The sequence below is a fragment of the Streptomyces sp. NPDC032126 genome, from assembly GCF_055580085.1.
This window is the reverse complement of the sequence record NZ_JBVIMA010000005.1, coordinates 234426-252020: the sequence shown is the minus strand read 5'-3', so window position 1 is coordinate 252020 and position 17595 is coordinate 234426. Positions and strand designations below refer to the sequence as shown.

Annotated in this window: 11 protein-coding genes; 3 read left to right on the top strand and 8 right to left on the bottom strand. The window is 73.6% G+C overall.

The genetic code is table 11. The features are described from left to right. Positions 1–3: 3 nt before the first annotated feature. Positions 4–2238: a caspase, EACC1-associated type gene (locus tag ACZ5NW_RS20585; RefSeq protein WP_468745295.1), complete on the top strand. Its 2235-nt coding sequence runs from the start codon at positions 4–6 to the stop codon at positions 2236–2238. On the opposite strand, the gene ACZ5NW_RS20580 is transcribed toward ACZ5NW_RS20585, so the two are convergent. From ACZ5NW_RS20580 to ACZ5NW_RS20560, 5 genes are all read right to left on the bottom strand, one after another. Then, positions 2226–5078, bottom strand: a complete 2853-nt coding sequence (locus ACZ5NW_RS20580) for an NHLP bacteriocin export ABC transporter permease/ATPase subunit (RefSeq protein WP_468745294.1) — start codon at positions 5076–5078, stop codon at positions 2226–2228. The genes ACZ5NW_RS20585 and ACZ5NW_RS20580 overlap by 13 nt on opposite strands. Position 5079: 1 nt before the next feature. Continuing rightward, entirely contained in the window at positions 5080–7308 is a 2229-nt protein-coding gene (locus tag ACZ5NW_RS20575) for an NHLP family bacteriocin export ABC transporter peptidase/permease/ATPase subunit (protein ID WP_468745293.1), read from the bottom strand. Continuing rightward, a complete protein-coding gene (locus ACZ5NW_RS20570; protein WP_468745292.1) occupies positions 7305–8111 on the bottom strand; it encodes a hypothetical protein in 807 nt (268 codons plus the stop codon). Before ACZ5NW_RS20570 ends, ACZ5NW_RS20575 begins: the two co-directional genes overlap by 4 nt. A gap of 169 nt (positions 8112–8280) precedes the next feature. Further along, positions 8281–8496, bottom strand: coding sequence for a type A2 lantipeptide (locus tag ACZ5NW_RS20565; RefSeq protein WP_468745291.1), 216 nt, complete (start codon positions 8494–8496; stop codon positions 8281–8283). Between the two features lie 395 nt (positions 8497–8891). Then, positions 8892–9305, bottom strand: a complete 414-nt coding sequence (locus ACZ5NW_RS20560) for a PaaI family thioesterase (RefSeq protein WP_468745290.1) — start codon at positions 9303–9305, stop codon at positions 8892–8894. A gap of 203 nt (positions 9306–9508) precedes the next feature. On the opposite strand from ACZ5NW_RS20560, the gene ACZ5NW_RS20555 reads away from it, so the two are divergent. Then, complete coding sequence (locus ACZ5NW_RS20555) at positions 9509–10852, top strand: S1 family peptidase (protein ID WP_468745289.1); 1344 nt, start codon at positions 9509–9511, stop codon at positions 10850–10852. Between the two features lie 94 nt (positions 10853–10946). Here the strand turns inward: ACZ5NW_RS20555 and ACZ5NW_RS20550 are convergent, their stop codons facing one another. Then, positions 10947–13100, bottom strand: coding sequence for a PP2C family protein-serine/threonine phosphatase (locus tag ACZ5NW_RS20550; RefSeq protein ID WP_468745288.1), 2154 nt, complete (start codon positions 13098–13100; stop codon positions 10947–10949). Between the two features lie 277 nt (positions 13101–13377). On the opposite strand from ACZ5NW_RS20550, the gene ACZ5NW_RS20545 reads away from it, so the two are divergent. Beyond that, positions 13378–13986, top strand: a complete 609-nt coding sequence (locus ACZ5NW_RS20545) for a LuxR C-terminal-related transcriptional regulator (protein WP_468745287.1) — start codon at positions 13378–13380, stop codon at positions 13984–13986. On the opposite strand, the gene ACZ5NW_RS20540 is transcribed toward ACZ5NW_RS20545, so the two are convergent. Together ACZ5NW_RS20540 and ACZ5NW_RS20535 are read right to left on the bottom strand one after the other, a co-directional pair. Continuing rightward, positions 13963–15705 (bottom strand): ATP-binding cassette domain-containing protein, encoded by a 1743-nt coding sequence (locus ACZ5NW_RS20540; protein WP_468745286.1) that lies wholly within the window; start codon positions 15703–15705, stop codon positions 13963–13965. The two genes, ACZ5NW_RS20545 and ACZ5NW_RS20540, sit on opposite strands and share 24 nt — an antisense overlap. Beyond that, positions 15698–17518: an ABC transporter ATP-binding protein gene (locus ACZ5NW_RS20535; protein WP_468745285.1), complete on the bottom strand. Its 1821-nt coding sequence runs from the start codon at positions 17516–17518 to the stop codon at positions 15698–15700. The genes ACZ5NW_RS20540 and ACZ5NW_RS20535 overlap by 8 nt, the downstream gene beginning before the upstream one ends. Positions 17519–17595 lie beyond the last annotated feature (77 nt).

The window sequence follows — 17595 nt, the reverse complement described above, 5'->3', positions numbered from 1 at the left end:
TTCATGGAGACACCCGCCTCGCCGGACAGATCCGCCGCCGTGCTCATCGGAGTGAGCCGGTACGAGCATCTGGAACCTCTGCCCGGAGTCCGGGGCAATGTCGTCGACCTCGCCGCCCAGTTGCGCGACCCGTCGGTGTGGGGGCTGCCCGCCGGGCAGTGCCGGGTGGTGCTCGAACCGGCGAACGCCACCGCGGCGTTCGCACCCCTGCGGGAGATGGGCGACCGCAGGCTCGACACCCTGATCGTCTACTACGCCGGCCACGGACTCATCGACCCCGACCGGGGCGACCTGTGGCTCGGGCTGCCCGGGTCCCTCGTCGGACGTCCGGACACCTCCCTGCCGTACTACTGGCTGAGCCAGGAACTCCGGAGACTGCGGGTCGACCGGAGCATCGTCGTCCTCGACTGCTGCTACAGCGGACGTGCCCTGGGGATGATGGGGCAGGCCCAGGCCGCCGTGGCCAACGGGGCGGTGATCGAGGGGACTTACCTCATCGCGTCGGCCGACGAGTCCGCCCAGGCCGTCGCCCCGCCCGGCGCCCGCCACACCGCGTTCACCGGTGAACTGATCGGCCTGCTGACTCAAGGGGTCCCGGACGGCCCCGAACTGCTGCGCCTGGACGCGGTGTTCGACCAGCTGGCCGCGGCCTGCCGGTCCCGGGCGTTCCCGCTGCCGCAGAAACGGGTCCGCAACTCCGCCGGACGGCTGCCGCTCTTCCGTAACAGGGCGTACGCGCCGACGCCGCCCGGTCCGCCGTCGGTCGAGCGGTACGAGCTGGGGCGGCTGTTCGCCGACGGCGCCATGACCCAGACCTACGAGGCCCACGACACCGAACTCGACCGGCCCGTGCTGATCACGACGATGCATCCCGGGGCGGCGGCCGACGGACGTCAGGCGGCCGCGTTTCGCCAAGATGCCAGGGCGCGCGCGGGGTTGAGACACCCCTTCGTGGCCGCGCTGCACGACATCGGCACCGTCACCCGCGACGGCGTCGCCTGCCCCTATCTGGTCATCGAGGCCGCCCTGGGCACCACCCTGGGCAGCATCGTGCGGGCCGGGCACAACGATCCCGAGTGGGTCGTCGGCGTCATGGTCGAACTGCTCGGGATCCTCGAACACGCCCACAAGCGGGGCGTGTTCGGCTGGCTGCTCGACATGAGGAGGGTCGTCTTCACCGAGGAGGGCCACATCAAGGTCGTCGACCTCGGCCGCGCGCCCGAAGGACATGACGACCTGCTGGAAGCGAGTCGACTGCTCTACCAGCTCCTCACCGGAACCCGGTGGCCCGGGGCGTCCGCGCGGCCCTCGACCCGGCGGCCGCAGGTGTCGCCCGCGTTCGACGCCGTTGTCCTCAAAGCCCTTGCCGCCGACCCCGCCGACCGGTACCGGAGCGCCAGTGAACTGCGGGCGGCCCTCGACGGACTGCGCGGACGAGCCGTGCGCGTCGTACCCGCACCGCCCGCACAGCCGCCCACCGCTCCCGACCCGCAGGGCAGGGTGTCAGGCAGACTGATGATGCGCTTCGGGGCCTTTTCCCACCTGGGCGCGGTCGCCATGACGAACGAGGACTCCGGCTACGCCGGTCCCCGGCTGCTGGCAGTCGCCGACGGTGCGGGGCACGCGCCCGCGGGTGAGGTGGCCGGCTCGGAGGCCATCGCCACCCTCGTCACGCTCGACGACGAGGCACGCGACGACGTCGTCCACTCGCTTCACGACGGCGTGCGGCGTGTCCGGGCTCGGCTGACGGCGATGGCCGAGGAAGATCCGGACCTGCGCGGCATGCGGACCACGCTCACGGCCCTGCTGTGGAACGGGGCGCGGCTGGGGCTCGTCCACCTCGGTGACTCGCGCGGCTACTTCCTCCGCAACGGAGAGCTGTTCCTGATAACCCGGGACACCACCGCGGCCCTGGATGCGACCGAGGAGGTCGAGCCGGCCCTCTCCGAGCGCGAGGTCCTGCCGGGCGACCGTTACCTTCTGTGCACCGACGGGCTGAGCGACGTGGTGTCGCCCGAGACGATGCACTACTACCTGACGCGGCAGTCGCCGGTGCAGGAGACCGCCCGGGCCCTCGTGGACGTCGCGCTGCACGCCGGCGGTCCGGGAAACATCACGTGCGTCGTCGCCGACTTCGTCACCGCGGTTCCGGACGAGTCGCCTGCCACCCAGTTCGCGAACGTCCCCGTGGTCGTCGGCGCCGTCGCCGAAGCCCGGTCCGATCCTCACGCCATCTGACGCCGCACCAGCTCATGCAGTCGCCCCCCGGTGTCCGCGAGGAGCGTGGCCGGTGGGCCCTGTTGGACGATCTTGCCGTGTTCCATGACCACGACCCGGTCGGCGTCCATCACCGTGGACAGCCGGTGGGCGATGACGATACGGGTGGCGTTGAGCTTGCGGGTGGAGTCGATGACCGTGCGCTGGGTCTCGTTGTCCAGGGCGCTGGTCGCCTCGTCGAAGAAGAGGATGCGGGGGCGGCGGATCAGCGCCTGGGCGATCATCAGGCGCTGACGCTGGCCGCCGGAGACCGATCCGCTGCCGGAGACGATGGTGTGCAGGCCCATCGGCATCCGCTTGATGTCCTCCGCGAGCCCCGCCATCTCGGCCGCCGCCATCACCTCCTCCGGCGTGTACGCCCCGGTGCCGCAGATCACGTCCATCAGGGAGCCGGTGAACGGCTGGGCGTGCTGGAGCACCACCCCGCACTGCCGGCGCACCGCCGACTGGTCGAGGGCGGCGAGGTCCTGGCCGTCGTACAGGACGCTGCCCGAGACCGGTCGGTCGAAGCCGATCAGCAGGCGCAGCAGCGTCGACTTCCCGCACCCGCTCGGGCCGACGATCGCGACGAACTCACCCGGACGTGCCTCGAAGGACACGTCGTCCAGGACGAGCGGGCCGTCGTCGGAGTAGCGGAACGACAGCCGGCGGGCCTCCACCGCGCCCGACAGCGGTCCCGGGCGGGTGCTCGCCGTGCGCACCTCCGGGGTCGCCTCCAGCACCGGCTTGATCTCCTCGTACAGTGGCAGCGCGGCCACCGCCGACACGAAGGCGCCGGTCAGGGAGGTCACCGACGTCAGCAGCATCGTCACCGACGTGTTGAAGGTGAGGAAGTCCGCCGCCGACAGCGCACCGCGCGCCGGACCCGCCAGCAGCATGAACATCAGCAGCGAGCACAACGGCAGATACACCGCGCCCAGCACCGAGTTGAGGTTCTTGATCCGGCCCAGCCGGTGCTGGAGCTCACGGCTGCGGGCGAACTCCGAGGCCCAGGCGGCGTACGCGTAGTTCTCGGCGGCCGCGACCCGCAGCTTCGGCAGCCCGCGCAGGGTCTGGAAGGCCTGGTTGTTCAGCTTGTTGGACAGGACGACGAGCCGACGCTGCCAGCGCACCTGCCACAGTCCGAGTGCCAGGAACACCCCGGCGATGACCACGAGCATGCCGATCGCCGCCAGGGCCATGGACACGCTGTACCACAGCAGCAGCCCGAGATTCATCGCGCCGATCGTGAGCGACTGCGCCACCGACGGCCCGAGTCCCGCCATCAGGCGGCGGATCGCGCTGACGCCCATGGCCGCGCCGGCCAGTTCACCGGTGGAGCGCCGGGCGAAGAACGCGGTCGGCAGCCGGAGCAGCCGGTCCCACACGGCCGGCTGGAGGGTCGCCTCGATCCGGCCCTCCAGCCGCAGGATGGTCAGGTTCTGCAAGAGCATGAAGGCCGCCGCGACCAGGCTGCTGACCATCACGGCCAGACAGGTCTGCACGATCAGCCCCTGCTGGGCCCGGGGCACGTACTCGCCGAGCACCTTGCCGGTGGCGATGGGCACCAGCGCCCCGATCGCCACCGTGACCAGCCCGCTCAGCAGCAGGTTCGCCAGATCGCCGCCCGTGCCGCGCATCACGAACCGCAGCAGACCCAGCGGGCCGAGACCCCGGTCCGGCAGCGGCCGGTAGAACATCACCGCGCGCGGCTCGAACTCCTCCGCGTTGGCCTTCTCGACCGGCGTCTCACGGCCCGTCCCGGGGTGCACGGCGACATACCCGCCGCGCCGCCACAGCAACGCGACCGGCGCACCCGACAGGGCACGGTGGCCGACCAGCGGTCCCACGTCGTCCCGCCACCAGCGGCCGTCCAGGCGGACGGCCCGGGCCCGCACCCGGGAGGCGAGCGCGATCCGCTCGACCGGGTCGAGCCGGTCGCTGTCCGCGCCCAGCTGCGCGGGTCCGGCGAGCGTGATCCCGGCCGCCCGCGCCACGAGCCGGCACACCGCGTACGTGGCGTCCGCGTCGGCCGCGGTGGCCCGCTGGGCCGACGATCTGCCGATCGACGCCAGCAGTGTCCGGTCGGCCTGGGCGCGCACCGCCTCACCGGCCTTGATCCCGGCGGCGGTACGCGTCTCGTGGGTGCGCTCCAGCTGCTCGATCCAGCGGTCGAGCGTGGTGAGCAGCCGGTACTGCTGGTCGACCATGCTCTGCCACACCGCGGGGTCCATCAGCAGATCGGCGGCCGCCTCCGCGCCGTACAGCGAGCCGTACTGCACGCTGCCCGGCGGCACCTGCATCCAGAAGACGTCGTCGTCGTCCCCCATGCTCGAATGCGCTCGCACGGGGGCACCCCCATCCTCCGCGGGCCGCTCGGTCGCCAGCGGCGCCTGGAAGAGGACCGACAGGCCCCGGCCGACGCCCAGCGCGAGGGCGTACTCCAGTGGGCTCGACGTCGGCGGCACGTACTGGGGGTTGCCCCACTCGTCGTACGTCCAGGTCTGGGTCTGCGCGGGCTGGTACAGCTCCCGCAGGCCGACACGGTGCAGCACACAGTCCCGCAACGGGCGGGCGACCAAGGTGTGCTGGGGTCCGGTGACCGGTCCGAGCAGCAGCGAGCCCGCCTCCAGGCGGCCCAGGTGATGCCACTGGCCCCGCTGTTCGGCGTCCACCGCGAACAGGTCGAGCGCGCCCGCCGCGACCAGCCACAGCACCTGCGGCCCTTCCAGGTCGACGCGGTTGAGGCCCGCGCAGTCGACGCGGGTGCCCATCGCGCCCAGCGCGGCGAGCACCAGGTCGCCATCCTGTACGGCCGTCATCTCACCGCTCCCTGACCAGTGCCGCGTACGCGCCGCCGCGCGCCACCAGCTCCGCGTGCCGCCCGCGCTCCACGACCGTGCCGTGCCGCAGGACGACGATCTCGTCGCTGTCGCGCACGGTGCTCAGCCGGTGCGCGATCACCACGCACGCGCAGCCGCGCCGCCGCAGGTTGTCCATCACCAGCTGCTCGGTCTCCGCGTCCAGGGCGCTGGTCACCTCGTCGAGCACGAGGATGCTCGGCCGGCGCACCAACGCCCGGGCGATCTCCAGGCGTTGGCGCTGACCGCCGGAGAAGTTGCGGCCGTCCTGCTCGACCCGGCTGTGGATGCCGCCCGGCCGGCGCGTCACCACGTCGAGCAGGGCGGCGTCGCGCAGCGCCTCGATCACCGCGTCGTCCGGGATCGACGGGTCCCACAGCGCCACGTTGTCGCGCACGGTGCCCTCGAAGAGGAACACCTCCTGGTCGACGAAGGAGACGGAGGCGGCCAACGCGCCGCGCGGAATGTCCTCCAGGCGCTGTCCGTCGACGCGGATCACGCCCTCCCACGGTGTGTAGAGACCCGAGATCAGCCGGGACACCGTGGACTTGCCGCTGCCCGAGCCGCCCACCAGGGCCACCTGCTGCCCGGGCCCGACCGTCAGGTCGAAGCCGGACAGCAGCGGCTTGTCCAGCGGGCTGTAGCCGAACGTGATGTTCTCCAGCTCCACATGACCGTGCAGCCGCCGGGTCGCCTCGGCGTCGGCGCCGCCGCGGCGGGTGTAGATCGGGTCCGCCCGGAAGTTCTCCACGTCCTTCAGTCGGGCCACGTCCGCCGCGAAGTCCTGGATGCGGCCCGCGACGCCGTTGAGGCGGGTGAGCGGGGCGGTGAAGCGGGCGACCAGGGCCTGGAAGGCGACCAGCAGCCCCACGGAGACATGGCCCTCGATCGCCCGCATGCCGCCGATCCACAGGATCAGCGCGCTGTTGAGCGAGGCGAGGGTCGGCGCGACCACGCCCAGCCAGGCGCTCGGCACCCCGAGCCGCTGCTGCTCCTCCAGTGTGGTGGCGTGCTGCCCGGCCCACTTGCGGAAGTAGCCGTCCTCACCGCCGGTCGCCTTCATCGTCTCGATCAACTGCAGCCCGGTGTAAGCGGTGTTGGTGAGCCGCGCCGTGTCCGCGCGCAGCTTCGCCGTCCGGGTCGCCCGCAGCCGTACGACGATCCGCATGGCGACGATGTTCAGCAGCGCCACGCCGATGCCGACGAAGGTCAGCTGAGGGTCGTACGTATAGAGGAGGACGGCGTAGAGGACGACCACCACCGCGTCCACGCCCGCCGACGCGAGGTCGCGGGCGAGGGTCTCGGCCACGGCGTCGTTGGACTGCAACCGCTGTACGAGGTCGGCCGGGCTGCGCTGGGCGAAGAAGGTCACCGGCAGCCGCAGCAGATGCCGCAGGAAGCGGGCGCTGGACAGGGTCGAGGAGATGATCCGCCCGTGGTGCAGATTGGCCTGCTGCAGCCAGGTCAGCGCGAGCGTGAGCAGCACGCAGGCGGCCATGGACGTGAACAGCACGTCCAGGAGCGAGGTCTGACCGCCGATCAGGAACATGTCGATGTAGGTGCGGCTGAGCGCGGGCAGCGCCGCACCCACCAGCACCAGCAGCAGGCTCGCCAGCACGGCCGCGGGCAGGGTGCCCGCCGTGCCGCGCAGCCGGGCCGGCATCGCGCCGAGGATCCCCGGCCGGCGTCCGCCCCGCTCGAAGCCCTCACCCGGCTCCATCATCAGCACGACACCGGTGAAGCTGCCGTCGAAGTCCTCCATCGGCACGAACCGGCGCCCCTTGCCAGGGTCGTTGATGAACACCCCGCGGCGGCCGAAGCGGCGGCCCATGCCGTCGTAGACGACGTAGTGGTTGAACTCCCAGAAGAGGACGGCCGGCGCCGTCACCTCGGCGAGGGCGGCGAGGTCCATCTGCATGCCCTTGGCCGTCAGCCCGTAACCCCGCGCCGCCTTGAGCAGGTTGCTGGCGCGCGAGCCGTCCCGCGAGACGCCGCACGCGATGCGCAGTTCCTCCAGCGGGACATGGCGGCCGTAGTGGCCGAGCACCATGGCGAGGGAGGCGGCGCCGCACTCGACGGCCTCCATCTGGAGCACGGTCGGGGTGCGCACGGTCTTTCCCCGGCCCCGGGGGACCGTGCGCCGGGGCGGGGCCGCGCGGCGGCGGCCGCGGGTCTCCTGGGCGGTGGTCACGGCAGCAGCCAATCGACGGGACGCTGATCGGCCAGCCGGATCGAACCGGTGGCCATGGTCATGGAGGTGAGCCCGTACGGCGGTCCGTCGGCGCTCGACCAGCGGTAACCGCTCCTGGTCGTCGAGGACTCGTCGAGCTTCACGAGGACGGCCACCGGGCGGCCCTTGCGCGTGAACTGCTCGCCGAGCTGGCTGTCGCCGAGGAACGCGGCGATCGCCTGCGCCGACTGGGCGGTGCGGTCCACCGACTTCACATGGCCGCGCAGCACGCCGTACCGCTGCGACGGCACGGTCTGCACGGTCAGGTCGACGGGGGCGTCGTCGGGGATGGCGGAGGCGTTCTCCGCGGGGACGTACACGGTCGCGTAGAGAGGGTCGTCGGCACCGGCGACCTTCTCGACGGCGGCGACGTTCGCGCCGGTGGAGATGATCTGCCCGATGGTGGCGGCGAGCGCGGTGATCCGGCCCGCGGCGACCGTACGCACGGTCGTCTCGCCCGCGGCCGTCCGCACCTTCAGCACGGGGGAGTCGGCGGGCAGCCGCTGGCCCTCCTTCGCGAGGACCGCGGTGACCTGGCCCGCGGCGGGGCTCTGCAGGATGTAGCTGCCCTCGCCGTGGGTGAGGACGGCGGGCGCGCTCACCCTGGAGGCCACCGAGCCGGTGACCGCCCACACGGACGCGGCCGCCATCGCGGCCACGGTCACCGACAGCACCAGCCAGCCCTGCGGGCGGGCGAGGCGCACCGGCAGATCGAGTTCCTCGGGCGACTGGAGCTTGGCGAGGGCCTGCTGGCGGAACTGCATGGAACTTCCCTCACCGGGCGGGTGGGACGACGGGCGGGCGGACGCCCCGGAGTGGATGTGCGGGAGCGGACGCCCCGGAGCGGATGTCCGGCAGCGGACTTCCGGGAGCGGACGTCCGAGAGTCCCGGAGCCGGGTGAGGCTCCGGGACTCAAGGCGACGCGGCTGCGATCAGAGACCGGCGACCAGGTTGGTGACCGGGGCCACGTTCAGGCCGGTGACACCCTCGACGGTGCCGACGACCGTGTCGACCAGGCCGGTGACCGGGGCGACGCCGTCCACCAGGCCGGTGACGGTGCCGAGGGCGTTCAGGGAGAGGCCGCCGGAGACGTTGTCGAGGTCGGCGTCAGAGATCTCGACGGTCTCGACCTGGGGGGTGGAGTTCATGATGGAACTTCCCTTCCTATGGGACTTTCACAAGGGGGGCGCAGGTGCCTGGCGGCCCCCGCGGTGCGATGGATCAAAGCAGGTCCATGGCCGCCGCTTCCACTCAACCAAGCCCCTCACCAGGCAACTTGCGCTGGTGAGCCACCAAACGGTGAGGGTGCGCGCACGTCTTTCCGGCGACTTCTTCACAGCGTGGGCTCCTTCTGCTCGGATGAGCGGGAGGAGCCCACGCGGCGAATCCGGCACTCCCGCCCCAAAGGCGTGGGCGGCGCCGTGGAGTTGTGCAGAACTGCCCCGCCAGGTGACCCGGTTGAGCAATCGATGTGCAGATTCTCTGAAGCAGGGATTCCGCTCTCTGACCGGAACGGACCGTAAGGGATCGGCTACCGAACGTTTCAGCCCAGCAGGGCGTAGACCGTGCTCGCCCGGGCCGCCAGCTCGCCGCTCCGCTCCGCCGTCATCACGATGTCCGCGAACGCCATCCGCCGGCCCACCTTGGTGAGCACCGCCTCGATCAGGACATCGGAATCGGCCACCGCCCGCTGGAACGACGTCGACTGCTGCACGGTCGTCATCGGTACATAGGCGCCCCGCGCCGCCGACACGGCGAGCACGGTGGCGGTGTCCGCCGCTGCCATCAGCGCCTGCCCCGACAGCGCCCCGCCCTCCCGGGCCAACTCCCGTGACCAGGGCAGACGCAGGATCGCGCGGTCCTCGCCCAGCGCCTCGACGGTCAGGCCCAGCGCGAGCACCCACGGGGCGAAGTTGTCGGAAAGGATCTTGTCGGCTTCCGCGGTCGTCATCGTCATATGGGCGATTGTTCCCCGTCGGCCGCCCCGGGACGCGGAGCGTGGCCGGAACGGTGGCACAAGGCGCCCACCGACAAACGGAATTGAACGCACCGCCTGTCCCTCCCGTACCCATGGCCAACCAGGCGCCGCTGTACGGAGCTGCCGGCCACGGCAGCAGACCCCGTTCCCCCAGGAGGTCGAGAAGGTTGAGTCACAAGCGCATGCCGAAGCGCAAGGCCGCGATAGCGGCGGGCGGTGTCGCGGCACTCGGAGCCGCCGCGCTCCTGCTGCCCAACGCCAACGCCTCGCAGGACAGCGGCTCCTCACAGGCCGCCGCGCCGAAGACCCTGAAGGCCGCGGACGCCTCGGACCTCGCCGCGCGGCTGGAGCAACTGCTCGGCGACGCCTACGCCGGTTCGTACTACGACAGCGGCAGCGGGCAGCTCGTGGTCAACGTCGTCAATGTGGGCGGCGACAAGAACAACGTCGTCGTCGAGGCGGAGAAGGCCGGCGCCAAGGTCCGTCAGGTCGAGAACAGCCCGGCCGAACTCCAGGCCGCGGCCAAGACCCTGAAGGCCAAGGCCACCATCCCCGGCACCGCGTGGGCCGTCGACCCCAGGACGAACAAGATCCTCGTCACCGCCGACAGCACGGTCACCGGCGGCAAGTGGGACCGGCTGGAGTCCACCGTCGACAGCCTCGGCTCGGGCATGGCGACCATCAAGAAGTCGGCCGGCACCTTCAAGACCTTCGTCTCCGGCGGCGACGCCATCTTCGGCGGCGGGGCCCGCTGCTCCCTCGGCTTCAACGTCACCGCCGGCGACGGCTCCCCGGCCTTCCTGACGGCCGGTCACTGCGGCGTCGCCGCCAAGCAGTGGTCGGACTCCCAGAACGGCGCGCCCATCGCCACCGTCGACCAGGCCACCTTCCCCGGTGACGGCGACTTCGCCCTGGTGAAGTACGACGACCCCAACACGCAGGCGCCCAGCGACGTCAACGTCGGCAACGGCAAGACCGTGCAGATCCTCCAGGCCACCGAGGCGACCGTCGGCCAGCAGGTCTTCCGGATGGGCAGCACCACCGGTCTCCACGACGGACAGGTCCTCGGCCTCGACGCCACGGTGAACTACCCCGAGGGCACGGTCACCGGGCTGATCCAGACCGACGTGTGCGCCGAGCCCGGCGACAGCGGCGGCTCCCTGTTCACCCAGGACGGCGGCGCCGTCGGCCTCACCTCGGGCGGCAGCGGCGACTGCACCGCCGGCGGCGAGACCTTCTTCCAGCCGGTCACCACCGCTCTCACGGCGGTCGGCGCGACCCTCGGCGACGGCGGTGCCGGAGCCGGCGGCGGACAGGCGGGCGCGGGCGACCAGGCCGGGGCCGGTGACCAGGCGGGTGGCGACGCGGTCGGCGGCGACCAGGCCGGCGCGGGCGACCAGGCGGGCGGTGACGCCGTCGGCGGCGACAACGCCGGTGGCGAGGCGGCCGGCGCCGGCGACCAGTCGGGCGCGGCCGACCCCAACGGACAGCACGCCAACGACTCGGGGCTGACCAGCACCCGCTGACGCGCGGAACTCATCGGCGGCTGCGGGCCGGTGACGACACGGTCCGGCTCTCCGGCGGGAGAGCCGGACCGTCGCGCGTTCCCCCGACACCCCGTCAGGGCGCCGCCCGCAGCAACAGCAGCGCCACGTCGTCGATCCGCTCCTCGTCCTCCGCCGCCGCGTACGGCCCCACGAGCCGGTCCGCCACCTCCTCCAGGGGACGCTCCCCGGCCGTCGTGAGCCGGTGCCCCAGTTCGGCCACCGCGTCCTCGATGTCCACGCCCGGAGTCTCGACCAGCCCGTCCGTGTACAGGGCGAGCAGACAGCCGGGCGTGAGGTCGACCTCCGTCGTCGGGTAGGCGGCCGCCGCGTCGATGCCGAGCAGCGGGCCGCCCGCGAGATCGAGCACCCGCACCCGCCCGTCCGGCCGGCGCAGCAGCGGCGGCGGATGCCCGGCGCGGGCCATCACCGCGCGACCCCGGCCGGGGTCGAGCCGCAGATACAGACAGCTGGCGAACAGATCGGCACCCAGGTCGATGAGCAGCCGGTTGGTGCTGCGCATGACCTCCGCCGGCTCCTGACCGACCGTCGTGTACGCCCGTACGGCGGTGCGGATCTGGCCCATCAGCCCCGCCGCCGTCACGTTGTGCCCCTGCACGTCCCCGATCACCGCCGCCGCCAGCGGGTGCGAGGGCACCAGGTCGTAGAAGTCGCCGCCGATGTCCATGCCCCGGGTGGCCGGCAGATAGCGGGCGGTCGCCTCGATGCCGGGCAGCGGCGGCAGCGAGGGCGGCAGGAGCGCCTGCTGGAGGCCATGCGCGAGCCGGTGCTTGGCGTCGTAGAGCAGCGCCCGGTCCAGGGCCTGCGCCACCAGCCCGGCCATGCTCGTCAGCACGGCCCGCTCGTGGGTGGAGAAGGTGTGCGGTTCGGCGTACGCCAGCACACACGCGCCCACCGGGCGGCCGGAGGCGATCAGCGGCAGGTACGCCCAGGCCGCGAAGCCGTCGGGGGTGGCCCGGCGCTGGGGATACAGGCGCTCCAGCTGCTCCCGCGACTCGAAGAACGCGGGCACCCCCCTGGTCAGGGCCTGGGTGCCGGGCGTCCGCGCGCTCAGCGACATCCCGTCGAACCGCTCGACCACGGAAGCGTCCGGATACCCGTGGTGTCCGAGCACATGCAGCCGGCCCGCCTGGGTGCCGAGCAGCACCAGGGCCTTGCTGCCCACCGTCGGGGCGATGTCGTCGGCGACCAGCCGCACCACGTCCTGCACGCCCACGGTCTCGGTGAGCGCCCCGGCCAGACTGAGCGCCTGCGAGATCGTCACCAGCGGGTGCGGTTCCGTGGCCGGTGCCGCACCCGTGCGACGCATCTTCGTCACCGCGTGCGCCCGGCCGATGCGCACGCTCAATCCGGTCGTGCTCGGGTACAGCCGGAACGACAGCCACTCTGCGGGCGGCCGCAGCGCCACGAACGAGGTGGCGTGCTGGCTGATCAGCGCGGCCCGGTAACGCTCCTCGTAGACCGGGTCGTTCAGCCAGGGCACCGACGCCCACAGCGGGGTCCCCAGCAGCCGGCCGGCCGACACCCCGAGCAGCTCGGTCGCCGCCGCGTTGACGAAGCCCACCCGCCCGTGCAGGTCGAGCGAGCACAGCCCGTACGGCAGCCGGGCCACCATGCGGGCCGCCTCGACCGTGCCCAGGGTGTCGGCCGCGCCGCCCACCGGGCTCGCCCCGGGCAGATCCGTCTCGGGCGGCAGGGCGCGGTTCTGCGCCGCCCCCCGCTCCAGTCGCAGCGCGAGCCGGTCGCAGGCCGTCGTCAGCTCCCGCCGCTCCCGCTCCGACAGATCCGGCGGATGCGAACCGGGCCAGGTCACGAAGACCGCGCCGTAGGTCCGGGTCCCGGTCGCCACGGGCAGCGCGGCCAGCGCGAACGCGTACGGCAGGACCACGGCGATCCTCGGATAGTGGCGGGCCATGTCCTCCTCGCCGCCGACCCACACCAGCCGCCGCTCGCGCACCGCGTCGGCCACCGGGAGCGGCGCGCTCATCCCCACGCGCTCCCAGGGCGCCGCGAACTCCCGGGGCAGCCCCGCCATCACCGACATCTCCAGCACCGGCTCGTCGGCCGAGAGCAGATACACCGCGCCCGAGTGCGCGCCCACGGCGTCCATCATCGAGGTCAGGGCCAGCGACAGCAGCGGCCGGCCGACCGGGGTCCGCGCCGCGGCCGGCGCCTGCCGCGAGGTCTCCTCGTCGGACACGCCGACCACCTCCTCGCCCGGCCGCCCAGGTCCCAGGGATCAATCTGCCCCCAGTCGGCCCGGTGCGCACGGCGAGAGGCCGGCCCGCGCGGCAGCGCTGTGTACCCCGCCCCCACGGTGTACATGCCCCCTGAGTGGAAGCGTGGGGAGGTGCGCGGGCGCCGCGTGTGCGCCCCCGCGCATCCCGATGGCCGGTTTCCTAGCGCCCAGAAGCGCTCCCGGCGCCAAGAATGAGCAGGCGCGCAACATCGACAGGACCGGCGTACGGCGAGCTGAAGGGGCGGCAGTGATCCGGGTACTTCTGGTGCACGACGCATGTCTGGTGCGATCGGTGCTGGCCGAGTGGCTGGCGCACGAACCCGACCTGCGGGTGTACGACGCGCCGTGGCGCAGCGCGCCCGGCCGCGCCCGGACCCTGCGGCCCGATGTGTGCGTGGCGGACCTGGAGTGCGCGGACTCGTACGGCATTCCGCCGCTGGGCGAGCTGTGCCCGGCCGGCGCGGGGCCGGGGGTGCCTCGGCTGCTGGTGCTCGCCGGTGCGAACAGACCGGGTTTGCTGAAACGGGCGCTGGAGGTGGGGGCGCTCGGCTATGTCGACAAGGAGGGATCGCCCGAGCAACTGGTGCGCGGCATCCGGAAGGTCTTTCAGGGGGAACGTTTCGTCACCGACTCGCTGGGCTACGGCTTCCTCCAGGCCGCCGAGATGCCGCTCACCCGGCGCGAGCTGAGCGTGCTGTCCCTGGCCGCCGAGGGGGCCTCCGTCGCGGAGATCGCCGGAAGCCTGCATCTGTCCCACGGGACCGTGCGCAACTACATGGCGTCCATCACCCGCAAGACCGGGGCCCGCAATCGCGTCGACGCGATCCGCATCTCACAGGGACTGGGCTGGCTGTGACGCGGGCCGCGCGGACCGTGCGGGCTCCCACCGGCCCACCAGGTCGCGGTAGAGCGCGGAGCGGTCCAGCAGCTCCTCATGGGTGCCGTACGCCGTGCGCGGGCCGTCCATGACCAGGACGCGCTGGGCGCGCAGGGCGGAGCTGATCCGGTGGGCGACGACGACCAGCGTGCCGCCCGGTCGCCGGGCGAAGGCCCGTTCCGCCCGCTCCTCGGCACCCGGGTCCAGATGGCAGGTCGCCTCGTCGAGCAGGGCGAGCGGCGCGTACGACAGGTAGGCCCGGGTGAGCGCGATCAGCTGGCGTTCGCCCGCGGACAGCGTCGCCGGGTCGATCGGGGCGTCCGGACCGCCCAGGGCGTCGAGCAGCGGGGCCAGCCCGACCGCCTCGGCCGCGGCACGCAGCTCACCCTCGGGCACCCGGTCCGGGCGCAGATGGGTGAGGTTGTCGGCGAGCGTGCCCGTGAAGACGTAGGCCTCCTGCGGGATGAGAACGCGCCGCGCGGCGGCCCTGGGCCCCGTCGACCCCTCGATGCGGATCTCCCCCCGCCCGGGCACGAGCAGCCCCGCCACCAGGGCCGTCAGCGTCGACTTCCCGATCCCGCTGGGACCGACGACGGCCAGGTGACCGCCGGCCGGCAGATCGAGGGTGAGCCCGTCGAGCACCGGGGCGGAGGCGGGGCCGTAGGCGAAGGTCACGGCGGTGAGGGAGAGGGCGGGGGGAGGCGTCGTACCGGGCTCCGGTGCGGGGGACGGAACGGGCCCGGCCCCGGGAAGGACGGCGGGCGGGGTGGTGGGGCCGGTCAGGCGGCGCAGGACCACCGTCAGGCGGGAACCACTCGTGCCCAGGCCGTGGATCAGGTCGCGCAGGGCGGGGAGGAGCGACTGGGTCACATACGTCAGGGCGCCGAGGAGGGCGCCGGGGGTGACCGCGTGGTCGAGCAGCCAGGGGGCGGTGGCCAGGAGCAGGGCGAGCGGCAGATGGCCGCCGAGGGCCAGACACGCCACCCGGGTCACCGACCAGCGGGCGAGGGAACGGGCCGCCCGCAGCTCGGCGTCGACGAGCGTGCCGGTGTCCGCCGCGACGCGCTCCTCCGCGCCGGCCGCCGTGATGTCTCGCAGCGCGGGGCAGACCTGGCCCAGCCGGCCGGCGAGGGCCTCGTCGGCGGCGAGCAGCGCCTCCTGCCGCCGGGCGAGCGGCCGCAGGGTCGCGGCGAACAGGATCACCCCGGCCACCAGCGGTGGCCCCACGACCAGCAGCAGCGCCGGGGAGAGGGAGAGCAGCCCGGCCAGGGCGCCGATCACCGTGAACACGAACGAGCGCGAGACCATCACCAGCCCCGCGAAGGTGTCCCGTGCGATCTCCACCTGCTGGGTCAGCCGCGACAGGGCACCGGCGTCCGCGTCCCGCACGCCCTGCCGTACGACCCGGGTGACCAGTCGGTCCCGGAGCGGCTCCACCAGGGCCGCGACCGCGCCGTAGACCCGTCCGGTGCCGTACGCGCCCACGAGGACGGCCGCGGCCGCCGCCGCGAGCCAGGCCGTCCCGAGTCCGGCCCGGCCGGCCAGGAAGCCGTCGTCCATGGCCCGTGCCGGCGCGTAGCCGAGGAGGAACGTCTGTCCGCTCTCCAGCACCGACCAGCCCACGAGCCGCAGCAGCACCCGCCGGTGGGCGCCCAGGAAACGGAGGCCCTGCCGGGCCAGACGGGGATCCTCACCCATGGCCGCTCCCGAACACCTCGCGATACCCGGCCAGTCGCCACAGCGTCTCGTGCGGTCCGAACGCCCGCACCCGTCCCTCGTCCAGCCACACCACCGCGTCCGCCCGGGCCGCCGTGCTCGCGCGGTGCGCCACCACCAGACGGGTTCCGGTGCCGCCGGGGCCGAACACCGCGTCCGTGATCTGGTGTTCGGTCACCGTGTCGAGGCTGGAGAGCGCGTCGTCGAGGACGAGCAGACGGCCGCCGTGGGCGAAGGCGCGGGCCAGGCCGAGGCGTTGGGCCTCGCCGCCCGAGTGCGGGGCGTCGGCGACGGGGGTGGCGTAGCCGTGGGGGAGGCGGCGGATGAAGGAGTCCGCGCGCGCGGTGCGGGCGGCCTCCCGGACCCGGGCGGGGGAGACCTGCCCCAGGGCGATGGTGTCCTCGATCGTGGTACCGAGGAGCGCCGGACGGTCGAAGGCGTAGGCGACCGCCGCGCGCAGTTCGGCGCGGGTCAGCTCGCGCAGCGGCACGCCGTCCAGCAGGACGTCCCCCGCGTCCGGGTCGGCCAGCCGGCCCGCGAGCGCGGCGAGCAGCGACTTGCCCGCTCCGGAACGCCCCACGACCGCGAGGCTGGTGCCACCGGGCACGACGAGATCGACACCGTCCAGCACCATCCGCTCACCCCGCCGCGCGGACACGCCCCGCAGCTCCAGACGACCGGGGGTGCCGGGCGGAAGGTGGTGGTCGTCGGTGCGGATCCGGGGTCCGTCGGGGGCGCGGTCGGGCGGGGCCGGGTGGGTGGCTCCCTCGGGCGAGCGGTGCCCCGGGGTGTCCGGTGGCAGACGGCGGTCGCCGTACGTCAGGGGCGGCCGGGACATCGTCTCGGCCAGACGGCCGGCCGCCGCGTGGGAACGGGCCAGGCCGGAGAGACGGCCGACCAGGAGGCCGACGCCGCCGGCCAGCACCGCGTAGCGCGACGCGGCCAGGACGTCGCCGGGGGACAGCCGGTGCCGGGTCAGCAGCAGCCCGGCCACCGCGACCACCCCCAGGTGCAGCAGCGGGGCGACGGCGACGGCCTGGGCGGCCGCCCGGCCCTGCACCCGCCACATCCGGTGTCCGGCCCGGGACAGCGCGGGCAGCGGGCGCAGGATCCGCGCCGCGTCCTTCTCCTGGGTGCCGGCCGCGCGGATCGTCCGGGCGCCGCCGACCGCCTCCGCCAGCGCCGCCGCGATCCGCCCCTGCGCCCGCTGGTACTCCGCCGCGCACTCCGCCGTGTCCCGGGCGAGGGCCCGCAGCAGCAGGGTGAGCAGCGGCGCGCCGAGCAGGAACACGGCCGCCAGCCACGGGTCCAGCAGGCCCAGCGCCACCACCGCGCCCAGGGGTCCCGCCGCCGCCGCGAGCAGCGCGGCGCGTGCGGCGGGCGCGGTACCCGCCTGGGCCGCGTTGCCGACGAGCCGCGCGACGAGATCGCCGGGGCCGGAGGGCACGGCCGCCCGGGGGCCGACGGCGAGGACATGGCCGGTCACCCGGCGGCGCAGGAAAGCCGTGGTGCGGGCGTCGACGGTGCCGGTGAGGACCGTCCCGCCCGCGTCGAGCAGGGTGAGCAGCAGCACGAGCCCGGCGCAGTACAGCACCCAGCGGGTGGCGGGCTCGCGCGTGAGCAACAGGTCCAGGGTCCGCCCCAGCGCGGCGGGCAGCAGCAGTCCGGCGCCGGTCGCGGACACGCTCAGCAGACCCAGGGCGACGCAGCGCCCCCCGCTGTGCCGGGTCGCGGCGCCGAGCAGCGCCCGGGTCCCGCGGGCGGCGGGATCGCCGTCGCGGCGTGGTCGTCGCATCCTGCGTTTCCTCCGGGAGACGGAAACCCCGGGCGGCCCGTGGGAGCGGGCCGCCCGGGGCGTTGGGCACGCGGTGT

Coding starts and splice junctions, on each gene's coding strand:
- ACZ5NW_RS20580 (WP_468745294.1), bottom strand. CDS start 5,078: ATGACGGCCGTACAGGATGGCGACCTGGTGCTCGCCGCGCTGGGCGCG.
- ACZ5NW_RS20555 (WP_468745289.1), top strand. CDS start 9,509: ATGCCGAAGCGCAAGGCCGCGATAGCGGCGGGCGGTGTCGCGGCACTC.
- ACZ5NW_RS20570 (WP_468745292.1), bottom strand. CDS start 8,111: ATGCAGTTCCGCCAGCAGGCCCTCGCCAAGCTCCAGTCGCCCGAGGAA.
- ACZ5NW_RS20540 (WP_468745286.1), bottom strand. CDS start 15,705: ATGGGTGAGGATCCCCGTCTGGCCCGGCAGGGCCTCCGTTTCCTGGGC.
- ACZ5NW_RS20560 (WP_468745290.1), bottom strand. CDS start 9,305: ATGACGATGACGACCGCGGAAGCCGACAAGATCCTTTCCGACAACTTC.
- ACZ5NW_RS20565 (WP_468745291.1), bottom strand. CDS start 8,496: ATGAACTCCACCCCCCAGGTCGAGACCGTCGAGATCTCTGACGCCGAC.
- ACZ5NW_RS20535 (WP_468745285.1), bottom strand. CDS start 17,518: ATGCGACGACCACGCCGCGACGGCGATCCCGCCGCCCGCGGGACCCGG.
- ACZ5NW_RS20585 (WP_468745295.1), top strand. CDS start 4: ATGGAGACACCCGCCTCGCCGGACAGATCCGCCGCCGTGCTCATCGGA.